Raw genomic sequence first — 15,017 nt, 5'->3', positions numbered from 1 at the left:
CTACAAGCAGTTACTACTGCGCAGCGTCGTTCGACTTGAACGGGAAGCCGAGCGCCTTGAGCAGCGCGCGACCCTCCTCGTCGTTCTTGGCGGTGGTCACCACGGTGATGTCCATGCCGCGAACGCGGTCGATCTTGTCCTGGTCGATCTCGTGGAACATCGACTGCTCCGTGAGGCCGAAGGTGTAGTTGCCGTTGCCGTCGAACTGCTTGTCGCTGAGACCGCGGAAGTCGCGGATGCGGGGCAGGGCGAGCGAGAGCAGGCGGTCCAGGAACTCCCACATGCGGTCGCCGCGGAGCGTGACGTGCGCACCGATCGGCTGACCCTCGCGCAGCTTGAACTGCGCGATGGACTTGCGGGCCTTGGTCACCTGCGGCTTCTGGCCGGTGATCTTGATGAGGTCGGCGATCGCGCCGTCGATGACCTTGCCATCGCGGGCGGCCTCGCCGACACCCATGTTCACGACGATCTTCACGAGGCCGGGCACCTGGTGCGGGTTCGTGTACTCGAACTGCTCGGTGAGGCCCTTGGCGATCTCGCCGCGGTACTTGGTCTTCAGTCGCGGCTGGATTTTGCCAGCCTGCGTTGCCGTGTCGGTCATTACAGGTCCTTACCTGACTTCTTGGCGTAGCGGACGCGGACGGTCTTGGTGACGCCGTCCTTCGTCACCTGCTCGGTGCGGAAGCCGACGCGGGTCGGCTTCTTCGTCTCGGGGTCGACGATCGCGACGTTGGAAACGTGGATCGGCGCCTCGTGGGTCTCGATGCCACCGGTCTTCGAGCCGCGCTGCGTCTGACCGACGCGAACGTGCTTCGTGACGAAGTTGATGCCTTCGACGACGACGCGGTTCTCGGCGACGAGCACCTCGAGGACCTTGCCCTGCTTGCCGCGGTCTCCGCCGCGAGCCTGGCTGCGGCCCGAGATGACCTGGACGAGGTCGCCCTTCTTGATCTTGGCCATGTTTTACAGCACCTCCGGTGCCAGCGAGATGATCTTCATGAACTTCTTGTCGCGCAGCTCGCGACCGACCGGACCGAAGATACGGGTGCCGCGGGGGTCACCGTCGTTCTTCAGGATGACCGCGGCGTTCTCGTCGAACTTGATGTACGAGCCGTCGGGACGACGGGTCTCCTTGACGGTGCGGACGATGACGGCCTTGACCACATCGCCCTTCTTGACGTTGCCGCCGGGGATCGCGTCCTTGACGGTGGCGACGATGACGTCGCCGACACCGGCGTAACGACGCTTCGATCCACCGAGAACGCGGATCGTGAGCAGCTCCTTGGCGCCGGTGTTGTCGGCGACCTTGACTCGTGATTCCTGCTGAAGCACTTCGAACTCCTTCTCTCAAGCAAGCCCGAGGCTTACTTGGCCTTCTCGACGATCTCGACGAGACGCCAGCGCTTCGTGGCGGAAAGGGGGCGGGTCTCGCTGATCACGACGAGGTCGCCGATGCCGGCGGTGTTCTGCTCGTCGTGCGCCTTGACCTTCGAGGTACGGCGGATGACCTTGCCGTACAGCGGGTGCTTCACGCGGTCCTCGACCTCGACGACGATGGTCTTGTCCATCTTGTCGCTGACGACGTAGCCGCGACGGACCTTGCGGTAGCCGCGGACGAGCTCGGCCGCGGTGTCGACCTCGGCCGGAGCCTTCTTGGTCTCAGCCATGATCAGGCCTCCTTCGTCTCTGCGGCCTCAGCCGGGGCATCCGCCTCGGCCTTGGCCTTCTTCGTCTTCTTCTCGGCCTTGGCGGGAGCCGCCTCGACCGGCGCGGGCGTGGCACGGATGCCGAGCTCGCGCTCACGGATGACCGTGTAGATGCGGGCGATGTCGCGCTTGACCGCACGGAGGCGGCCGTGGCTCTCGAGCTGGCCGGTGGCCGACTGGAAGCGCAGGTTGAACAGCTCTTCCTTGGCCTTCTTCAGCTCGTCGACGAGTCGCTCGTCTTCAAAGGTGTCGAGCTCTGCGGGGCTGAGCTCCTTGGTGCCGACGGCCATTATGCGTCGCCCTCCTCGCGCTTGATGATGCGTGCCTTGAGGGGCAGCTTGTGGATGGCACGGGTCATGGCTTCGCGGGCGAGCTCCTCGGAGACGCCCGAGACCTCGAAGAGGACGCGACCCGGCTTGACGTTGGCGACCCACCACTCGGGCGAACCCTTACCGGAACCCATTCGGGTCTCGGCCGGCTTCTTCGTGAGCGGACGGTCGGGGTAGATGTTGATCCACACCTTGCCGCCACGCTTGATGTGACGCGTCATGGCGATACGAGCTGACTCGATCTGACGGTTGGTCACGTAAGCGGGCGTCAGCGCCTGGATGCCGAACTCACCGAACGACACCTTGGTGCCACCGGTGGCCTGGCCCGAGCGGCCGGGGTGGTGCTGCTTGCGGTACTTGACTCGACGGGGAATCAACATGGTTATGCCTCAACTCCTGCGGTCGCCGGCTCGGCCTTGGGGGCGCGGTCGCGACGGGGACGGTCGTTGCGGTCGCGAGACGGCTTCTGGGCCGCCTGCTCGCGCGCGAGTTCCTTGTTGGTGATGTCGCCCTTGTAGATCCAGACCTTCACGCCGATGCGGCCGAAGGTGGTCTTGGCCTCGTAGAAGCCGTAGTCGATGTTCGCGCGGAGCGTGTGCAGGGGCACACGGCCTTCGCGGTAGAACTCCGAGCGGCTCATCTCGGCGCCGCCGAGACGCCCCGACACCTGGATGCGGACGCCCTTGGCGCCGGCGCGCTGCGCGCCCTGCAGGCCCTTGCGCATCGCGCGGCGGAACGCCACGCGAGCGGAGAGCTGCTCGGCGATGCCCTGCGCGACGAGCTGGGCGTCGGCCTCGGGGTTCTTCACCTCGAGGATGTTGAGCTGGATCTGCTTGCCGGTGAGCTTCTCGAGGTCGGCGCGGATGCGCTCGGCCTCGGCGCCGCGGCGGCCGATCACGATGCCGGGACGCGCCGTGTGGATGTCCACGCGGACGCGGTCGCGGGTGCGCTCGATCTCGATGCGCGAGACACCCGCGCGGTCGAGCGACGTCTGGAGCAGACGACGGATCTTGACATCCTCGGCGAGGTAGTCGGCGTAGCGCTGTCCGGGCTTCGTCGAGTCGGAGAACCACCGCGACACGTGGTCGGTGGTGATGCCGAGACGGAAGCCGTACGGGTTGACCTTCTGACCCATTACTTCGTACCCTCCTCGGGCGTGGCGAGCACGACGGTGATGTGGCTCGTTCGCTTGTTGATGCGGAAGGCACGACCCTGCGCACGCGGCTGGAAACGCTTGAGGGTGGTGCCCTCATCGACGAATGCGCGGCTGATGTAGAGGTCCTGCTCGTCCAGATAGGTGTTCGTTGCATCGGCCTTGACGCGAGCGTTCGCGATGGCCGAGGCGACGAGCTTGTACACGGGCTCGCTCGCACCCTGGGGGGCGAACTTCAGGATGGCCAGGGCCTCCTGAGCCTGCTTGCCGCGGATCATGTTGACGACACGACGGGCCTTCATGGGGGTCACGCGGATGTGACGCACGCGTGCGATCGACTCCACCATTTCTTTCCTCCTTCACGCCACCGCGTCAGCGGCGGCGGCCCTTCTTGTCGTCCTTCACGTGACCACGGAAGGTGCGGGTGGGGGCGAACTCGCCGAGCTTGTGACCCACCATGGTCTCGGTGACGAACACCGGGATGTGCTTGCGGCCGTCGTGCACGGCGATCGTGTGGCCGAGCATGGCCGGGATGATCATCGAGCGGCGCGACCACGTCTTGATGACGTTCTTCGAACCGGCTTCGTTCTGGACGACGACCTTGCGAAGCAGGTGCTCGTCGACGAAGGGGCCCTTCTTGAGACTGCGAGGCATCTTCTCTTACTCCTACTTGCGCTTCTTGCCGACGGTGCGACGACGGACGATGAGCTTGTCGCTTTCCTTGTTGGGGCGACGAGTGCGGCCCTCGGCCTGACCCCACGGGCTGACCGGGTGACGACCACCGGAGGTCTTGCCCTCACCACCACCGTGCGGGTGGTCGATCGGGTTCATCGCGACACCGCGGACGGTCGGGCGGACGCCCTTCCAGCGCTTGCGGCCAGCCTTGCCCCAGTTGATGTTCGACTGCTCGGCGTTGCCGACCTCGCCGACGGTCGCGCGGCAGCGCGCGTCGACGTTGCGGATCTCGCCCGACGGCAGGCGGAGCTGCGCGTAGGGGCCGTCCTTGGCGACGAGACGCACCGAGGCGCCGGCCGAGCGAGCCATCTTGGCACCGCCACCGGGGCGCAGCTCGATGGCGTGCACGACGGTACCGGTGGGGATGTTCTTCAGCGGCAGGTTGTTGCCCGGCTTGATGTCGGCGCCGGGGCCCGACTCGACGATGTCGCCCTGCGAGAGCTTGTTCGGAGCCAGGATGTAGCGCTTGGTGCCGTCGACGAAGTGCAGCAGCGCGATGCGCGCGGTGCGGTTGGGGTCGTACTCGATGTGAGCGACCTTGGCGTTCACGCCGTCCTTGTCGTTGCGACGGAAGTCGATCACGCGGTACTGGCGCTTATGGCCACCACCGATGTGACGGGTCGTGATGCGGCCCTGGTTGTTGCGACCACCGGTCTTCGACAGGGGGCGGAGCAGCGACTTCTCAGGAGTCGAACGCGTGATCTCCGCGAAGTCGGCGACCGACGAACCGCGACGACCCGGGGTCGTGGGCTTGTACTTACGAATAGCCATTTTCTACCTCTGCTCCTTAGCCGACAGCCGTGAAGATGTCGATCGAGCCGGACTTGAGGGTGACGATCGCGCGCTTCGTGTCCTTGCGCTTGCCCATGCCGAACCGGGTGCGGCGGGTCTTGCCCTGACGGTTCAGGGTGTTGATCGACGCCACCTGGACGTTGAAGATCTTCTCGATGGCGAGCTTGATCTCGGTCTTGTTCGAGCGGGGGTCCACGATGAACGTGTACTTGCCCTCGTCGATCAGGCCGTAGCTCTTCTCCGAGACGACCGGCGCGATGATGATGTCGCGCGGGTCCTTGTTGTGAGCGGCGCTCATGCGGAGACCTCTTCCTTCTTCGCCGACTTCGCGGCCACGAAGGCCTCGAGCGCGGCGGCGCTGAAGACGATGTCGTCGGCGACGAGCACGTCGTAGGCGTTGAGCTGGTCGACCGGCAGCACGTGCACGGTCGGGATGTTGCGGACGGCGCGCTCGGCGAGCTCCTCGTCGCGCGTGAGCACGACCAGGAAGTGCTTGGCCGGGGCGATGCCGCCGAGGAGCGCGATCGCGTCCTTCGTACGGGGGGCCTCACCGGGGACGAAGCCCGAGACCGCGTGGATGCGGCCGCCGCGAGCGCGGTCGGAGAGGGCGCCGAGCAGAGCCGCGGCGATCATCTTCTTGGGGGTCCGCTGCGAGTAGTCGCGCGGCTGCGGGCCGTGCACGACGCCACCGCCGGTCATGTGCGGAGCGCGGATCGAGCCCTGACGAGCGCGGCCGGTGCCCTTCTGCTTGAACGGCTTGCGACCGGCGCCCGAGACCTCGCCGCGGGTCTTGGTCTTGTGCGTGCCCTGGCGCGCCGCAGCGAGCTGCGCGACGACGACCTGGTGGATGAGCGGGACGTTGGTCTGCACGTCGAAGAGCTCGGCGGGCAGCTCGAACGAGCCGGACTTCTTGCCGGTCGCGTCGAGCACGTCGATGGTGTTGGCGGTAGCCATGGACTACGCCCCCTTCACTGCGTTGCGGACGAAAACGAGACGGCCGCGAGCACCGGGAACCGCGCCCTTGACGAGCAGCAGGCCCTTCTCGGCGTCGACGGCGTGCACGCGGAGGTTCAGCACGGTCACGCGCTCGCCACCCATGCGACCGGCCATGCGCATGCCCTTGAAGACACGGCTGGGGGTCGACGAGGCACCGATCGAACCGGGCTTGCGGTGGTTGCGGTGAGCACCGTGCGAGGCCGAGACGCCCTTGAAGTTGTGGCGCTTCATGACACCGGCGAAGCCCTTGCCCTTGCTCGTGCCGACGACGTCGACGAGCTGGCCGGCCTCGAAGGCGCCCTCGACCGCGAGCTCCTGGCCCAGCGAGTACGACGCGGCGTCCGCGGTTCGGATCTCGGTCACGTGACGACGGGGCGTCACGCCTGCGGCCTGGAAGTGGCCGGCGGCGGGCTGGTTCACCTTGCGCGGGTCGATGGCGCCGGCGGCGATCTGCACGGCCTCGTAGCCGTCCTTCTCGACGGTGCGGAGCTGCGTGACCACGTTCGGAGCGATCTCGATGACGGTCACGGGGACGAGCTTGTTGTTCTCATCCCAGACCTGGGTCATGCCGAGCTTGGTGCCGAGCAGACCCTTCACGTTCTTGGTAGCGGAAGACATCTGTTACCTCAGAGCTTGATCTCGATGTTGACGTCGGCCGGCAGGTCGAGACGCATCAGCGAGTCGACGGCCTTGGGCGTCGGGTCCACGATGTCGATGAGACGCTTGTGGGTGCGCATCTCGAAGTGCTCGCGGCTGTCCTTGTACTTGTGGGGCGAGCGGATGACGCACACCACGTTCTTCTCCGTCGGAAGCGGCACGGGGCCGACGACCGTGGCGCCCGCGCGGGTCACCGTGTCGACGATCTTGCGCGCCGAGGTGTCGATGACCTCGTGGTCATACGACTTCAGTCGAATGCGGATCTTCTGTCCCGCCATTGCTGACTCTCTCTCTGTCAAGGCGTCTTACCCCTTCCGAGGGCATCGGACGCCGCGTAGCTACTCCGTGTGAAGCACCACTGTTCTTCTGTCAAAGGCCGGTGATCGAGCCTGTCGAAGCCACCCGCCCGGATGACCCGGGGCGGTGCCCTCGACACGCTCGACCTTCGAGCCCCAACCGGCGCGCACGCAGCATGGGAAGGCCCATGCCAGGTGGTTGTCGGTTGTGTGTTCTGCTGCCTGCCGCCTAACCTGACCCCGGAGCTTCGCTTCGAGTGGTTATGCACTGCCTGACAGTGATTCGAACGCGCGCACGAGGGCACGCGTTCGAAATGTTGAACTCATCGAGTTTGCCACAGTCGGGACCTCCGTGCAACCCGGGCGTGTCGCGCCCGGCGGTCCTCACAGGGACGTCGCAGGAACCGGCCCCCTTCCGCGTGATGGCGCATGATGGATGCAGAGTCCACGACCCATCTGGAGGCGGAATGAGCGAGCACGCACATCAGGTCAGCGATCGGATCGGCCGGGGCAGCGTCTCGGTCACGCGCACGGGCCCCCGCCTCTACGAGGGCCTGAACGAACGGGGCGCCACCGTGCGCATCGGCGGCGACGAGCTCGAGGGCGAGCACTTCTCGCCCGGTGAGCTGCTGAAGCTCGCGCTCATCGGGTGCGCGGGGCTCAGCACCGATCGCGTCGCCGCACGGCGGCTCGGCGACGACTACGCGATCACGATCTGGGCGCACGGGATGAGCGACCCCGAGACGAACCGCTACACCCGCGTCGAGGAGGAGCTGCTCGTCGATCTCGGGGGGCTCGAGGCATCCGACCGCACCAAGCTCATCGAGATCATGGCGAGGGCGATCGAGCGGGGATGCACCGTGGCGCGCAGCGTCGAGGGCAGCATCGACCTCGACACCACCATCGACGGTTCCCCGGCGTAGCCCGGGTCAGTCCTCGACGGAGCGTTCGCAGGCGACCGCCCGCTCCCCCGCCACGCTCGGTGCGACGACGCCGGCGCCGACGATGACCGCGATCAGGCCGGCGAGGCCGCTGAGCAGGAACACCGGCCGCAGCCTGAGCCCCCGCCGCCCGTGGCGGAACGGATCCTCGATCCAGCGCTTCGACAGCCCTGCGACGAGGACCGAGATCGCGACGAGGATCACCATCAGCCACGGCGGGCTCGGCACCCCCGTCAGGTACGGGGTGAACATGAAGATCGGCCAGTGCCAGAGGTAGAGCGAGTAGGAGACGTCGCCGGTCCACTGCACCGGCCGGAGCCGCGCGACCACCGCCGGTGACCATGCGCGCTCCGGCATCCCGGCCCAGATCACCGCGAGCGTGCCGATCACCGGAAGGAGCACGACCAGTCCCGGGAACACCTCGGGCGAGCGGAACGCGACGATCGGCACCGCGATCAGCACGAGGCCCGCCCACGAGACGACCGAGCGCAGGCCCGCGTGTCCGGTGAGCGGCGCGCGGCTCACGATCGCGAGGACGCCGCCGATCCCGAACTCCCAGGTGCGGGCGAAGGTCGAGAAGTAGGCGAGGTTCGCGTCCTGGGCGGTGAGGAGCACCGAGTGGACGAAGGAGGCGACGGTCACGACGGACAGGAGCACGAGCACGACGGTGGTGGATGCCGCGCCTCGCCTGGCCGCGATCCACAGTGCGACGATGATGAGCAGCGGCCAGAACAGGTAGAACTGCTCCTCGACCGACAGCGACCAGAAGTGCTGCACCGGAGTGGACTCGAGATCGGCCCGGCGCGGGATCTGGGAGTCGACGGCGAGCTGCCAGTTCTCGTAGTAGAGGGTGGACGCGACGATCTCGCGGAACCAGGAGCGCCACTCGCGCTGCGGCACGAGCAGCAGCGTCAGCGCGGAGACCGCTGCGAGCGTCGCGATCGCCGCGGGCAGGATGCGGCGGGCCCTGCGGAGGTAGAAGTCGCGAAGCGAGAGCCGGCCCGTCCGCTCGATCTCCCGCATGAGGAGGCCGGTGATGAGGAATCCCGACACGACGAAGAAGACGTCGACGCCCATGTAGCCCGCGGGGGCGACGGCCGGCCAGCCGTGGTGGAGCACGACGGCCCCCACGGCGACGGCCCGGAGAGCCTGGATCTCGGGAAGTACCGTGGATCGAGCGAATGGCGAGGGTGATTCGACCATCGGCTCAACACTACGGCTGAGGCGATCGTTCTCCCAAGGGGTTGTCCGAGAACGACCGATGCGGCCGGGGCACGACGAAGGGGCCGGGGCCCACGCACTCGACGCTGTCCCGACCCCCTCCGGGAAACGACGAAGGGGGCCGGGGCCCACGCACTCGACGCTGTCCCGACCCCCTCCGGGAAACGACGAAGGGGCCGGGGCCCACGCACTCGACGCTGTCCCGACCCCCTCCGGGAAACGACGAAGGGGCCGGGGCCCACGCACTCGGCGCTGTCCCGACCCCCTCCGGGGAACGACGAAGGGGGCCGGGCCGAAGCCCGACCCCCTCACAGGTCGCGTATCGCGAAGATTACTTGATGATCTTCGTGACGGTACCGGCGCCGACGGTGCGGCCACCCTCGCGGATGGCGAAGCCGAGGCCCTCCTCCATGGCGATCGGCTGGATCAGCTCGACGACCATGTCGGTGGTGTCGCCGGGCATGACCATCTCGGTGCCCTCGGGCAGCGTGATGACGCCGGTGACGTCGGTGGTGCGGAAGTAGAACTGCGGACGGTAGTTCGCGTAGAACGGGTTGTGACGGCCGCCCTCGTCCTTCGAGAGGATGTAGGCAGTGCCCTCGAAGTTGGTGTGGGGGGTGACCGAACCCGGCGCCACGACGACCTGGCCGCGCTCGACGTCCTCGCGCTTGGTGCCGCGGAGCAGGAGACCGCAGTTCTCGCCGGCCCATGCCTCGTCGAGCTGCTTGTGGAACATCTCGATGCCGGTGACGGTGGTCTTCTGCGTCGGGCGGATGCCGACGATCTCGACCTCGGAGTTGATCTTCAGCGTGCCACGCTCGGCGCGGCCCGTGACGACCGTGCCACGGCCGGTGATGGTGAAGACGTCCTCGACGGGCATGAGGAACGGCTTGTCGCGGTCGCGCACCGGGTCGGGCACGGACGAGTCGACGGCCTCCATGAGCTCGAGAACCGAGTTGACCCACTTCTCGTCGCCCTCGAGCGCCTTGAGGCCCGAGACGCGAACGACCGGAGCGTCGTCGCCGGGGAAGCCCTGCGACGAGAGCAGCTCGCGGACCTCGAGCTCGACGAGCTCCAGGATCTCCTCGTCGTCGACCATGTCGCTCTTGTTGAGCGCGACGAGCAGGTAGGGCACGCCGACCTGCTTGGCGAGCAGCACGTGCTCACGCGTCTGAGCCATCGGGCCGTCGGTGGCTGCGACCACGAGGATCGCGCCGTCCATCTGAGCCGCACCGGTGATCATGTTCTTGATGTAGTCGGCGTGACCAGGGGCGTCGACGTGCGCGTAGTGGCGCTTCGGCGTCTCGTACTCGACGTGCGAGATGTTGATCGTGATGCCGCGCTGACGCTCTTCGGGAGCCGAGTCGATCGACGCGAAGTCGCGCTGAACGTTGGTCGCCGAGGGGTACTTGTCAGCAAGCACCTTCGAGATCGCAGCGGTGAGCGTGGTCTTGCCGTGGTCGACGTGACCGATCGTTCCGATGTTGACGTGCGGCTTGGTCCGCTCGAACTTGGCCTTAGCCACTGTGGGTCCTCCTCAGGACTCGTGTAGAGCCGCCGGGCGCTGGATTGCGACCGGTGGCCTACGGGGGTTGTGTTGATATGTTACGCGAACCGGAAGGTTCGTGCGGGCAGGGCTATTCGCCCTTGTTCTTCTGGACGATCTCGTCGGCGACAGCCTTCGGGACCTCCGCGTAGCTCTCGAACTCCATCGAGTACACCGCGCGGCCCGAGGTCTTCGACCGCAGGTCACCGATGTAGCCGAACATCTCCGAGAGCGGGACGTGCGCACGCACGACCTTCACACCGGCGGCGTCCTCCATGGACTGGATCTGGCCGCGGCGCGAGTTCAGGTCGCCGATGACGTCGCCCATGTACTCCTCGGGAGTACGGACCTCGACGCTCATCAGCGGTTCGAGCAGAACGGGGTTCGCCTTGCGAGCGGCTTCCTTGAAGCCCATCGAGCCGGCGATCTTGAACGCCATCTCCGAGGAGTCGACGTCGTGGGCGGCACCGTCGATGAGGCGCGCCTTGACGCCCACCATCGGGAAGCCCGCGAGGATGCCGTACTGCATGGCATCCTGGAAGCCCGCGTCGACCGAGGGGATGTACTCGCGGGGGATGCGACCGCCCGTGACCTCGTTCGAGAACTCGTAGATCTTGTCACCCTCGACCTCGAGCGGCTCGAGCGCGAACTGGATCTTCGCGAACTGGCCGGAACCACCCGTCTGCTTCTTGTGGGTGTAGTCGTGGCGCTCGACCGCGCGACGGATGGTCTCGCGGTAGGCGACCTGGGGCTTGCCGACGTTCGCCTCGACCTTGAACTCGCGCTTCATGCGGTCCACGAGGATGTCGAGGTGCAGCTCGCCCATGCCCTTGATGACCGTCTGGCCGGTCTCCTGGTTGAGCTCGGTGCGGAACGTGGGGTCTTCCTCGGCGAGCTTCTGGATCGCGGTGCCCAGCTTCTCCTGGTCGGCCTTGGTCTTCGGCTCGATGGCGACCTCGATGACGGGCTCGGGGAAGGTCATCGACTCGAGCACGACCTGGTTGTCGGGGTCGCACAGGGTGTCGCCCGTGGTCGTGTCCTTGAGGCCGATGACCGCGTAGATGTTGCCCGCGGTGACCGAGTCGACCGGGTTCTCCTTGTTGGCGTGCATCTGGAAGATCTTGCCGATGCGCTCCTTCTTGCCCTTGGTCGAGTTGACGACCTGGGCACCCGAGTCGAGCTGACCCGAGTAGACGCGCACGTAGGTGAGGCGGCCGAAGAAGGGGTGCACCGCGACCTTGAACGCGAGCGCCGCGAACGGGTCGGTGGCGTCGGGGTGACGCTCGATGATCTCTTCCTCGTTACGGGGGTTGCGGCCCTCGATGGCGGGGACGTCGAGCGGCGACGGCAGGTAGTCGATGACCGCGTCGAGCATCGGCTGCACACCGCGGTTCTTGAACGCCGAGCCGCAGAGCACGGGGTAGATCTCCGAGTTGACGACCATCTTGCGGATGGCGCCCTTGATCTCGGCGACCGTGAGCTCCTCGCCGCCGAAGAACTTCTCGAGGAGGGCGTCGTCGGTCTCGGCGACGGTCTCGAGCAGGGTCTGGCGGTACTCCTCGGCCTTCTCCTTGAGGTCGGCGGGGATCTCCTGGACCTCGTACTTGGCGCCCATGGTCACGTCGCCCTTGGCGTCGCCGGGCCACACGAGGGCGCGCATCTCGATGAGGTCGACGACGCCGATGAAGTCGTTCTCGGCGCCGATCGGGAGCTGCAGCACCAGCGGCTTGGCGCCGAGGCGGCTGACGATCGTGTCGACCGTGAAGTAGAAGTCGGCACCGAGCTTGTCCATCTTGTTGACGAAGCAGATGCGCGGCACGTTGTACTTGTCGGCCTGACGCCACACCGTCTCGGACTGGGGCTCGACGCCCTCCTTGCCGTCGAAGACGGCGACGGCGCCGTCGAGCACGCGGAGCGAGCGCTCGACCTCGACCGTGAAGTCCACGTGGCCGGGGGTGTCGATGATGTTGATCTGGTTCTTGTTCCAGAAGCAGGTCACGGCGGCAGACGTGATCGTGATGCCGCGCTCCTTCTCCTGCTCCATCCAGTCGGTCGTCGAGGCGCCGTCGTGCGTCTCGCCGAGCTTGTGGTTGACGCCCGTGTAGAACAGGATGCGCTCGGTGGTGGTGGTCTTGCCGGCATCGATGTGGGCCATGATGCCGATGTTGCGGACCTTGCTCAGGTCGGTGAGCACGTCTTGTGCCACGGGGGTTCCTCCGGAAGGTTCAGGAACGGAAGTGAGGGGGAGAGCGGATGCCCCGGCGCGAGCCGAGGCATCCGCTCGGCCCGACTACCAGCGGTAGTGGGCGAAGGCGCGGTTCGACTCGGCCATCTTGTGGGTGTCTTCGCGGCGCTTGACCGCAGCACCCAGGCTGTTCGACGCGTCGAGGATCTCGTTGGTGAGACGCTCGGTCATGGTCTTCTCGCGACGGGCCTTGGCGTAGCTGGTGAGCCAGCGGAGCGCCAGGGTGTTCGCGCGGTGGGGCTTGACCTCGACGGGGACCTGGTAGGTCGAGCCGCCGACGCGGCGCGAGCGCACCTCGAGGGTGGGGCGCACGTTGTCGAGCGCCTTCTTGAGGGTGGCGACCGCGTCCTGGCCGGACTTGGCGGCGACGTTCTCGAGCGCCTCGTAGACGATGCGCTGCGCGAGGTCCTTCTTGCCGTCGACGAGGATCTTGTTGACGAGCTGGCTGACGACCGGCGAGCCGTAGACGGGGTCTGCGACGACGGGGCGCTTCGGAGCGGGTCCCTTGCGAGGCATTACTTCTTCTCCATCTTCGCGCCGTAGCGGCTGCGAGCCTGCTTGCGGTTCTTCACGGCCTGCGTGTCGAGGGCGCCGCGGATGATCTTGTAACGGACACCCGGGAGGTCCTTCACACGACCGCCGCGAACGAGCACCATCGAGTGCTCCTGCAGGTTGTGGCCCTCACCGGGGATGTAGGCGGTGACTTCGGTGCCGTTGGAGAGCTTCACACGTGCGACCTTGCGGAGCGCGGAGTTCGGCTTCTTCGGGGTGGTGGTGTACACACGCGTGCACACGCCGCGCTGCTGGGGGTTGGCCTTCAGGGCGGGAGCCTTGGTCTTGGTGACCTTCGGCGAGCGACCCTTGCGGACCAACTGCTGAATGGTTGGCACTGCTTCTCCTTGTTGGTGCTGCACGGTGACAGCGTTTGATGGATTTCACATCACGACCCACCGGCACCGCGGAGCCGCGGAGCCTTCAGTGGTGGGTATGCCGTGGGGGCGATCCGCTGAACATCGCGGGCACCCGAATGCGCACGCCGGAGCGCACACACCCGATCAATGGTAATGCCACGTAACCTTGCGGTCAAATGGGGTCCGATGGCGCAGCCGCCGGCGCCGGCGGGATCAGCCCGGCCACCCCGGGGCGTCGAGTTCGCGGTCGAGATCGGCGAGCATCTCGGCGACCTGCGGCTCGACGAGTCGCTCGATCGCATTGCCGATGCGGTAGCGGTGCTGGGCGAGCTCGATGCAGATGCGACGGCCGAGCTGCTTCGCGAACTCGTCGGCGAGGCGCACCTCCTCGCGGAGCGCCTCCTTCTCCTCCAGCGTGAACGGGCGCGGCGCCGGCTCGTTCGCCTCGGCGGCGGTGACCGCCTCGAGCCCGCCGAGCGTGAAGAGGAACGGCTGGTCGGGGACCGGCTCGGGGTCGACCTCGAGGCCGAGGTACTCGGGGTCGAGGCCCTCCCCCGCGCGATACGGGCGCCGCGCCTTGCGCTCTTCGGCGAGCCGGATCTCGCGGTGCAGCATCGGCAGGTTGCGGGCGGTGTAGTCGTCGACGGAGACGTCGATGACGCCTTTCATGCGCATCGAGAAGGCGTGCTGCACCGGGTGCGGGATGTCGACGTCGAGGCCGGCGGCGGCGAGGATGGGCGAGCCGAAGCAGCGCTGGCACAGCCGCACGCGGGCGCGATGGGTGCCCGGTCGCCACCGCGGCAGCCATTGCAGCCAGCGGTCGACCTCGTGGCTCACGCGCGCCTCGACCGAACCCTCCATCGGGTTCACGATACTGCGCCGGATGCCGCGGCGTCCCCAGCGGGCGAACGAGTGGCGCGCCGCGACCCGCCCGCGCGGGGCGCGGGGCCTCCCCTATTCCTCCTCGTCGCGCTCCCACGGCCAGCGCGGGCGCTCCATCCCGCCGCGCCTGCCGCGGGCGACGAGGACGGCGAGCGAGGCGGTGAGCGCCGCGCACGCCGGCACGAGCAGCCCGAACCAGCCGACCCCGAAGACGAGCGCGAAGCGCAGGCTCGCGAGCACGGCCGACGACGAGCCCAGCAGGTGCCCGATCGCGGCGACGCCGACGAAGGCGAGCCAGCTCGCGACCGCGGCGACGAGGACCGTGCTCGCCATCCGCTCGGGGCGGCGCAGCAGCACGCCCAGCGCGACGAAGAGCACGACGACGGATGCTCCGACCGCCGCCGGCCCCACGAAGAGGCCGACCGTCGGATCCCCCACGACCTCGAGGTCGAGCAGCAGGCTGACGAAGCCGAAGCCGCAAACCACGAGCGCGAGGTCGAGCGCGGCCGCGAAGCTCGCGACGACCCATGCGTCGCGCGTGCGCTGCGACTCGGTGCCACGCGTTTCGGAGCTCATGCTCCGAGGCTACGCCGGTTCGGCCGGCGGA

At 67.4% G+C, this 15,017-nt stretch carries 22 protein-coding genes; 1 reads left to right on the top strand and 21 read right to left on the bottom strand.

From position 1 onward, the window contains the following. Window positions 1-13: 13 nt before the first annotated feature. From rplE to rpsJ, 14 genes are read right to left on the bottom strand one after another with little or no spacing between them, the layout of a single operon-like run. Window positions 14-601 carry a 50S ribosomal protein L5 gene (gene rplE, locus ACFVSL_RS06975; RefSeq protein WP_386939687.1) on the bottom strand — a complete coding sequence of 196 codons (588 nt, stop codon included), beginning with the start codon at window positions 599-601 and terminating at the stop codon, window positions 14-16. After that, window positions 601-960 (bottom strand): 50S ribosomal protein L24, encoded by a 360-nt coding sequence (gene rplX, locus ACFVSL_RS06970; protein WP_386939685.1) that lies wholly within the window; start codon window positions 958-960, stop codon window positions 601-603. The genes rplE and rplX overlap by 1 nt, the downstream gene beginning before the upstream one ends. Window positions 961-963: 3 nt before the next feature. Beyond that, window positions 964-1,332, bottom strand: coding sequence for a 50S ribosomal protein L14 (rplN, locus tag ACFVSL_RS06965; RefSeq protein WP_157423221.1), 369 nt, complete (start codon window positions 1,330-1,332; stop codon window positions 964-966). Between the two features lie 32 nt (window positions 1,333-1,364). Beyond that, a complete protein-coding gene (rpsQ, locus tag ACFVSL_RS06960; RefSeq protein ID WP_386939683.1) occupies window positions 1,365-1,667 on the bottom strand; it encodes a 30S ribosomal protein S17 in 303 nt (100 codons plus the stop codon). A gap of 2 nt (window positions 1,668-1,669) precedes the next feature. Next, window positions 1,670-1,996 carry a 50S ribosomal protein L29 gene (gene rpmC, locus ACFVSL_RS06955; protein WP_386939681.1) on the bottom strand — a complete coding sequence of 109 codons (327 nt, stop codon included), beginning with the start codon at window positions 1,994-1,996 and terminating at the stop codon, window positions 1,670-1,672. Continuing rightward, window positions 1,996-2,415, bottom strand: a complete 420-nt coding sequence (rplP, locus tag ACFVSL_RS06950) for a 50S ribosomal protein L16 (RefSeq protein ID WP_149161171.1) — start codon at window positions 2,413-2,415, stop codon at window positions 1,996-1,998. Before rplP ends, rpmC begins: the two co-directional genes overlap by 1 nt. 2 nt (window positions 2,416-2,417) lie before the next feature. Then, a complete protein-coding gene (rpsC, locus tag ACFVSL_RS06945) occupies window positions 2,418-3,170 on the bottom strand; it encodes a 30S ribosomal protein S3 (RefSeq protein WP_157423219.1) in 753 nt (250 codons plus the stop codon). Then, window positions 3,170-3,535 carry a 50S ribosomal protein L22 gene (gene rplV / locus ACFVSL_RS06940; RefSeq protein WP_026378675.1) on the bottom strand — a complete coding sequence of 122 codons (366 nt, stop codon included), beginning with the start codon at window positions 3,533-3,535 and terminating at the stop codon, window positions 3,170-3,172. Before rplV ends, rpsC begins: the two co-directional genes overlap by 1 nt. 25 nt (window positions 3,536-3,560) lie before the next feature. Continuing rightward, on the bottom strand, window positions 3,561-3,842 hold the full coding sequence (gene rpsS / locus ACFVSL_RS06935; RefSeq protein WP_022889728.1) for a 30S ribosomal protein S19: 282 nt from the start codon (window positions 3,840-3,842) through the stop codon (window positions 3,561-3,563). A 12-nt stretch (window positions 3,843-3,854) separates the two neighbouring features. Then, window positions 3,855-4,694 (bottom strand): 50S ribosomal protein L2, encoded by an 840-nt coding sequence (rplB, locus tag ACFVSL_RS06930; RefSeq protein ID WP_386939679.1) that lies wholly within the window; start codon window positions 4,692-4,694, stop codon window positions 3,855-3,857. A gap of 16 nt (window positions 4,695-4,710) precedes the next feature. Continuing rightward, entirely contained in the window at window positions 4,711-5,013 is a 303-nt protein-coding gene (gene rplW / locus ACFVSL_RS06925; protein WP_153685731.1) for a 50S ribosomal protein L23, read from the bottom strand. Then, window positions 5,010-5,669, bottom strand: coding sequence for a 50S ribosomal protein L4 (rplD, locus tag ACFVSL_RS06920; RefSeq protein ID WP_386939677.1), 660 nt, complete (start codon window positions 5,667-5,669; stop codon window positions 5,010-5,012). The genes rplW and rplD overlap by 4 nt, the downstream gene beginning before the upstream one ends. Window positions 5,670-5,672: 3 nt before the next feature. Further along, window positions 5,673-6,329: a 50S ribosomal protein L3 gene (gene rplC / locus ACFVSL_RS06915; protein ID WP_386939676.1), complete on the bottom strand. Its 657-nt coding sequence runs from the start codon at window positions 6,327-6,329 to the stop codon at window positions 5,673-5,675. Window positions 6,330-6,337: 8 nt separating this feature from the next. Further along, window positions 6,338-6,646, bottom strand: coding sequence for a 30S ribosomal protein S10 (gene rpsJ, locus ACFVSL_RS06910; RefSeq protein WP_017201594.1), 309 nt, complete (start codon window positions 6,644-6,646; stop codon window positions 6,338-6,340). Between the two features lie 485 nt (window positions 6,647-7,131). On the opposite strand from rpsJ, the gene ACFVSL_RS06905 reads away from it, so the two are divergent. Then, on the top strand, window positions 7,132-7,587 hold the full coding sequence (locus ACFVSL_RS06905; RefSeq protein WP_386939674.1) for an OsmC family protein: 456 nt from the start codon (window positions 7,132-7,134) through the stop codon (window positions 7,585-7,587). 6 nt (window positions 7,588-7,593) lie between these two features. Here the strand turns inward: ACFVSL_RS06905 and ACFVSL_RS06900 are convergent, their stop codons facing one another. From ACFVSL_RS06900 to ACFVSL_RS06870, 7 genes are all read right to left on the bottom strand, one after another. Then, window positions 7,594-8,808, bottom strand: a complete 1,215-nt coding sequence (locus ACFVSL_RS06900) for an acyltransferase family protein (RefSeq protein ID WP_386939672.1) — start codon at window positions 8,806-8,808, stop codon at window positions 7,594-7,596. A 349-nt stretch (window positions 8,809-9,157) separates the two neighbouring features. Next, the gene (gene tuf, locus ACFVSL_RS06895) at window positions 9,158-10,351 is read right to left on the bottom strand and encodes an elongation factor Tu (protein ID WP_376944293.1); all 1,194 of its coding nucleotides are present in this window, start codon (window positions 10,349-10,351) and stop codon (window positions 9,158-9,160) included. Between the two features lie 112 nt (window positions 10,352-10,463). Beyond that, complete coding sequence (gene fusA / locus ACFVSL_RS06890) at window positions 10,464-12,578, bottom strand: elongation factor G (RefSeq protein ID WP_386939670.1); 2,115 nt, start codon at window positions 12,576-12,578, stop codon at window positions 10,464-10,466. Between the two features lie 84 nt (window positions 12,579-12,662). Next, window positions 12,663-13,133 (bottom strand): 30S ribosomal protein S7, encoded by a 471-nt coding sequence (rpsG, locus tag ACFVSL_RS06885; protein ID WP_022889721.1) that lies wholly within the window; start codon window positions 13,131-13,133, stop codon window positions 12,663-12,665. Then, complete coding sequence (gene rpsL, locus ACFVSL_RS06880; RefSeq protein ID WP_022889720.1) at window positions 13,133-13,507, bottom strand: 30S ribosomal protein S12; 375 nt, start codon at window positions 13,505-13,507, stop codon at window positions 13,133-13,135. Before rpsL ends, rpsG begins: the two co-directional genes overlap by 1 nt. A gap of 234 nt (window positions 13,508-13,741) precedes the next feature. Further along, complete coding sequence (locus ACFVSL_RS06875) at window positions 13,742-14,389, bottom strand: spermidine/putrescine ABC transporter substrate-binding protein (RefSeq protein WP_157423390.1); 648 nt, start codon at window positions 14,387-14,389, stop codon at window positions 13,742-13,744. Between the two features lie 93 nt (window positions 14,390-14,482). After that, window positions 14,483-14,986 carry a DUF6121 family protein gene (locus ACFVSL_RS06870; protein ID WP_386939668.1) on the bottom strand — a complete coding sequence of 168 codons (504 nt, stop codon included), beginning with the start codon at window positions 14,984-14,986 and terminating at the stop codon, window positions 14,483-14,485. Window positions 14,987-15,017: the final 31 nt, after the last annotated feature.

It is taken from the genome of Agromyces sp. NPDC058064 (assembly GCF_042885275.1).
Lineage (GTDB): Bacteria > Actinomycetota > Actinomycetes > Actinomycetales > Microbacteriaceae > Agromyces.
Note: the sequence above shows the minus strand (reverse complement) of the source record. Positions and strands in the feature narration are given on the sequence as shown.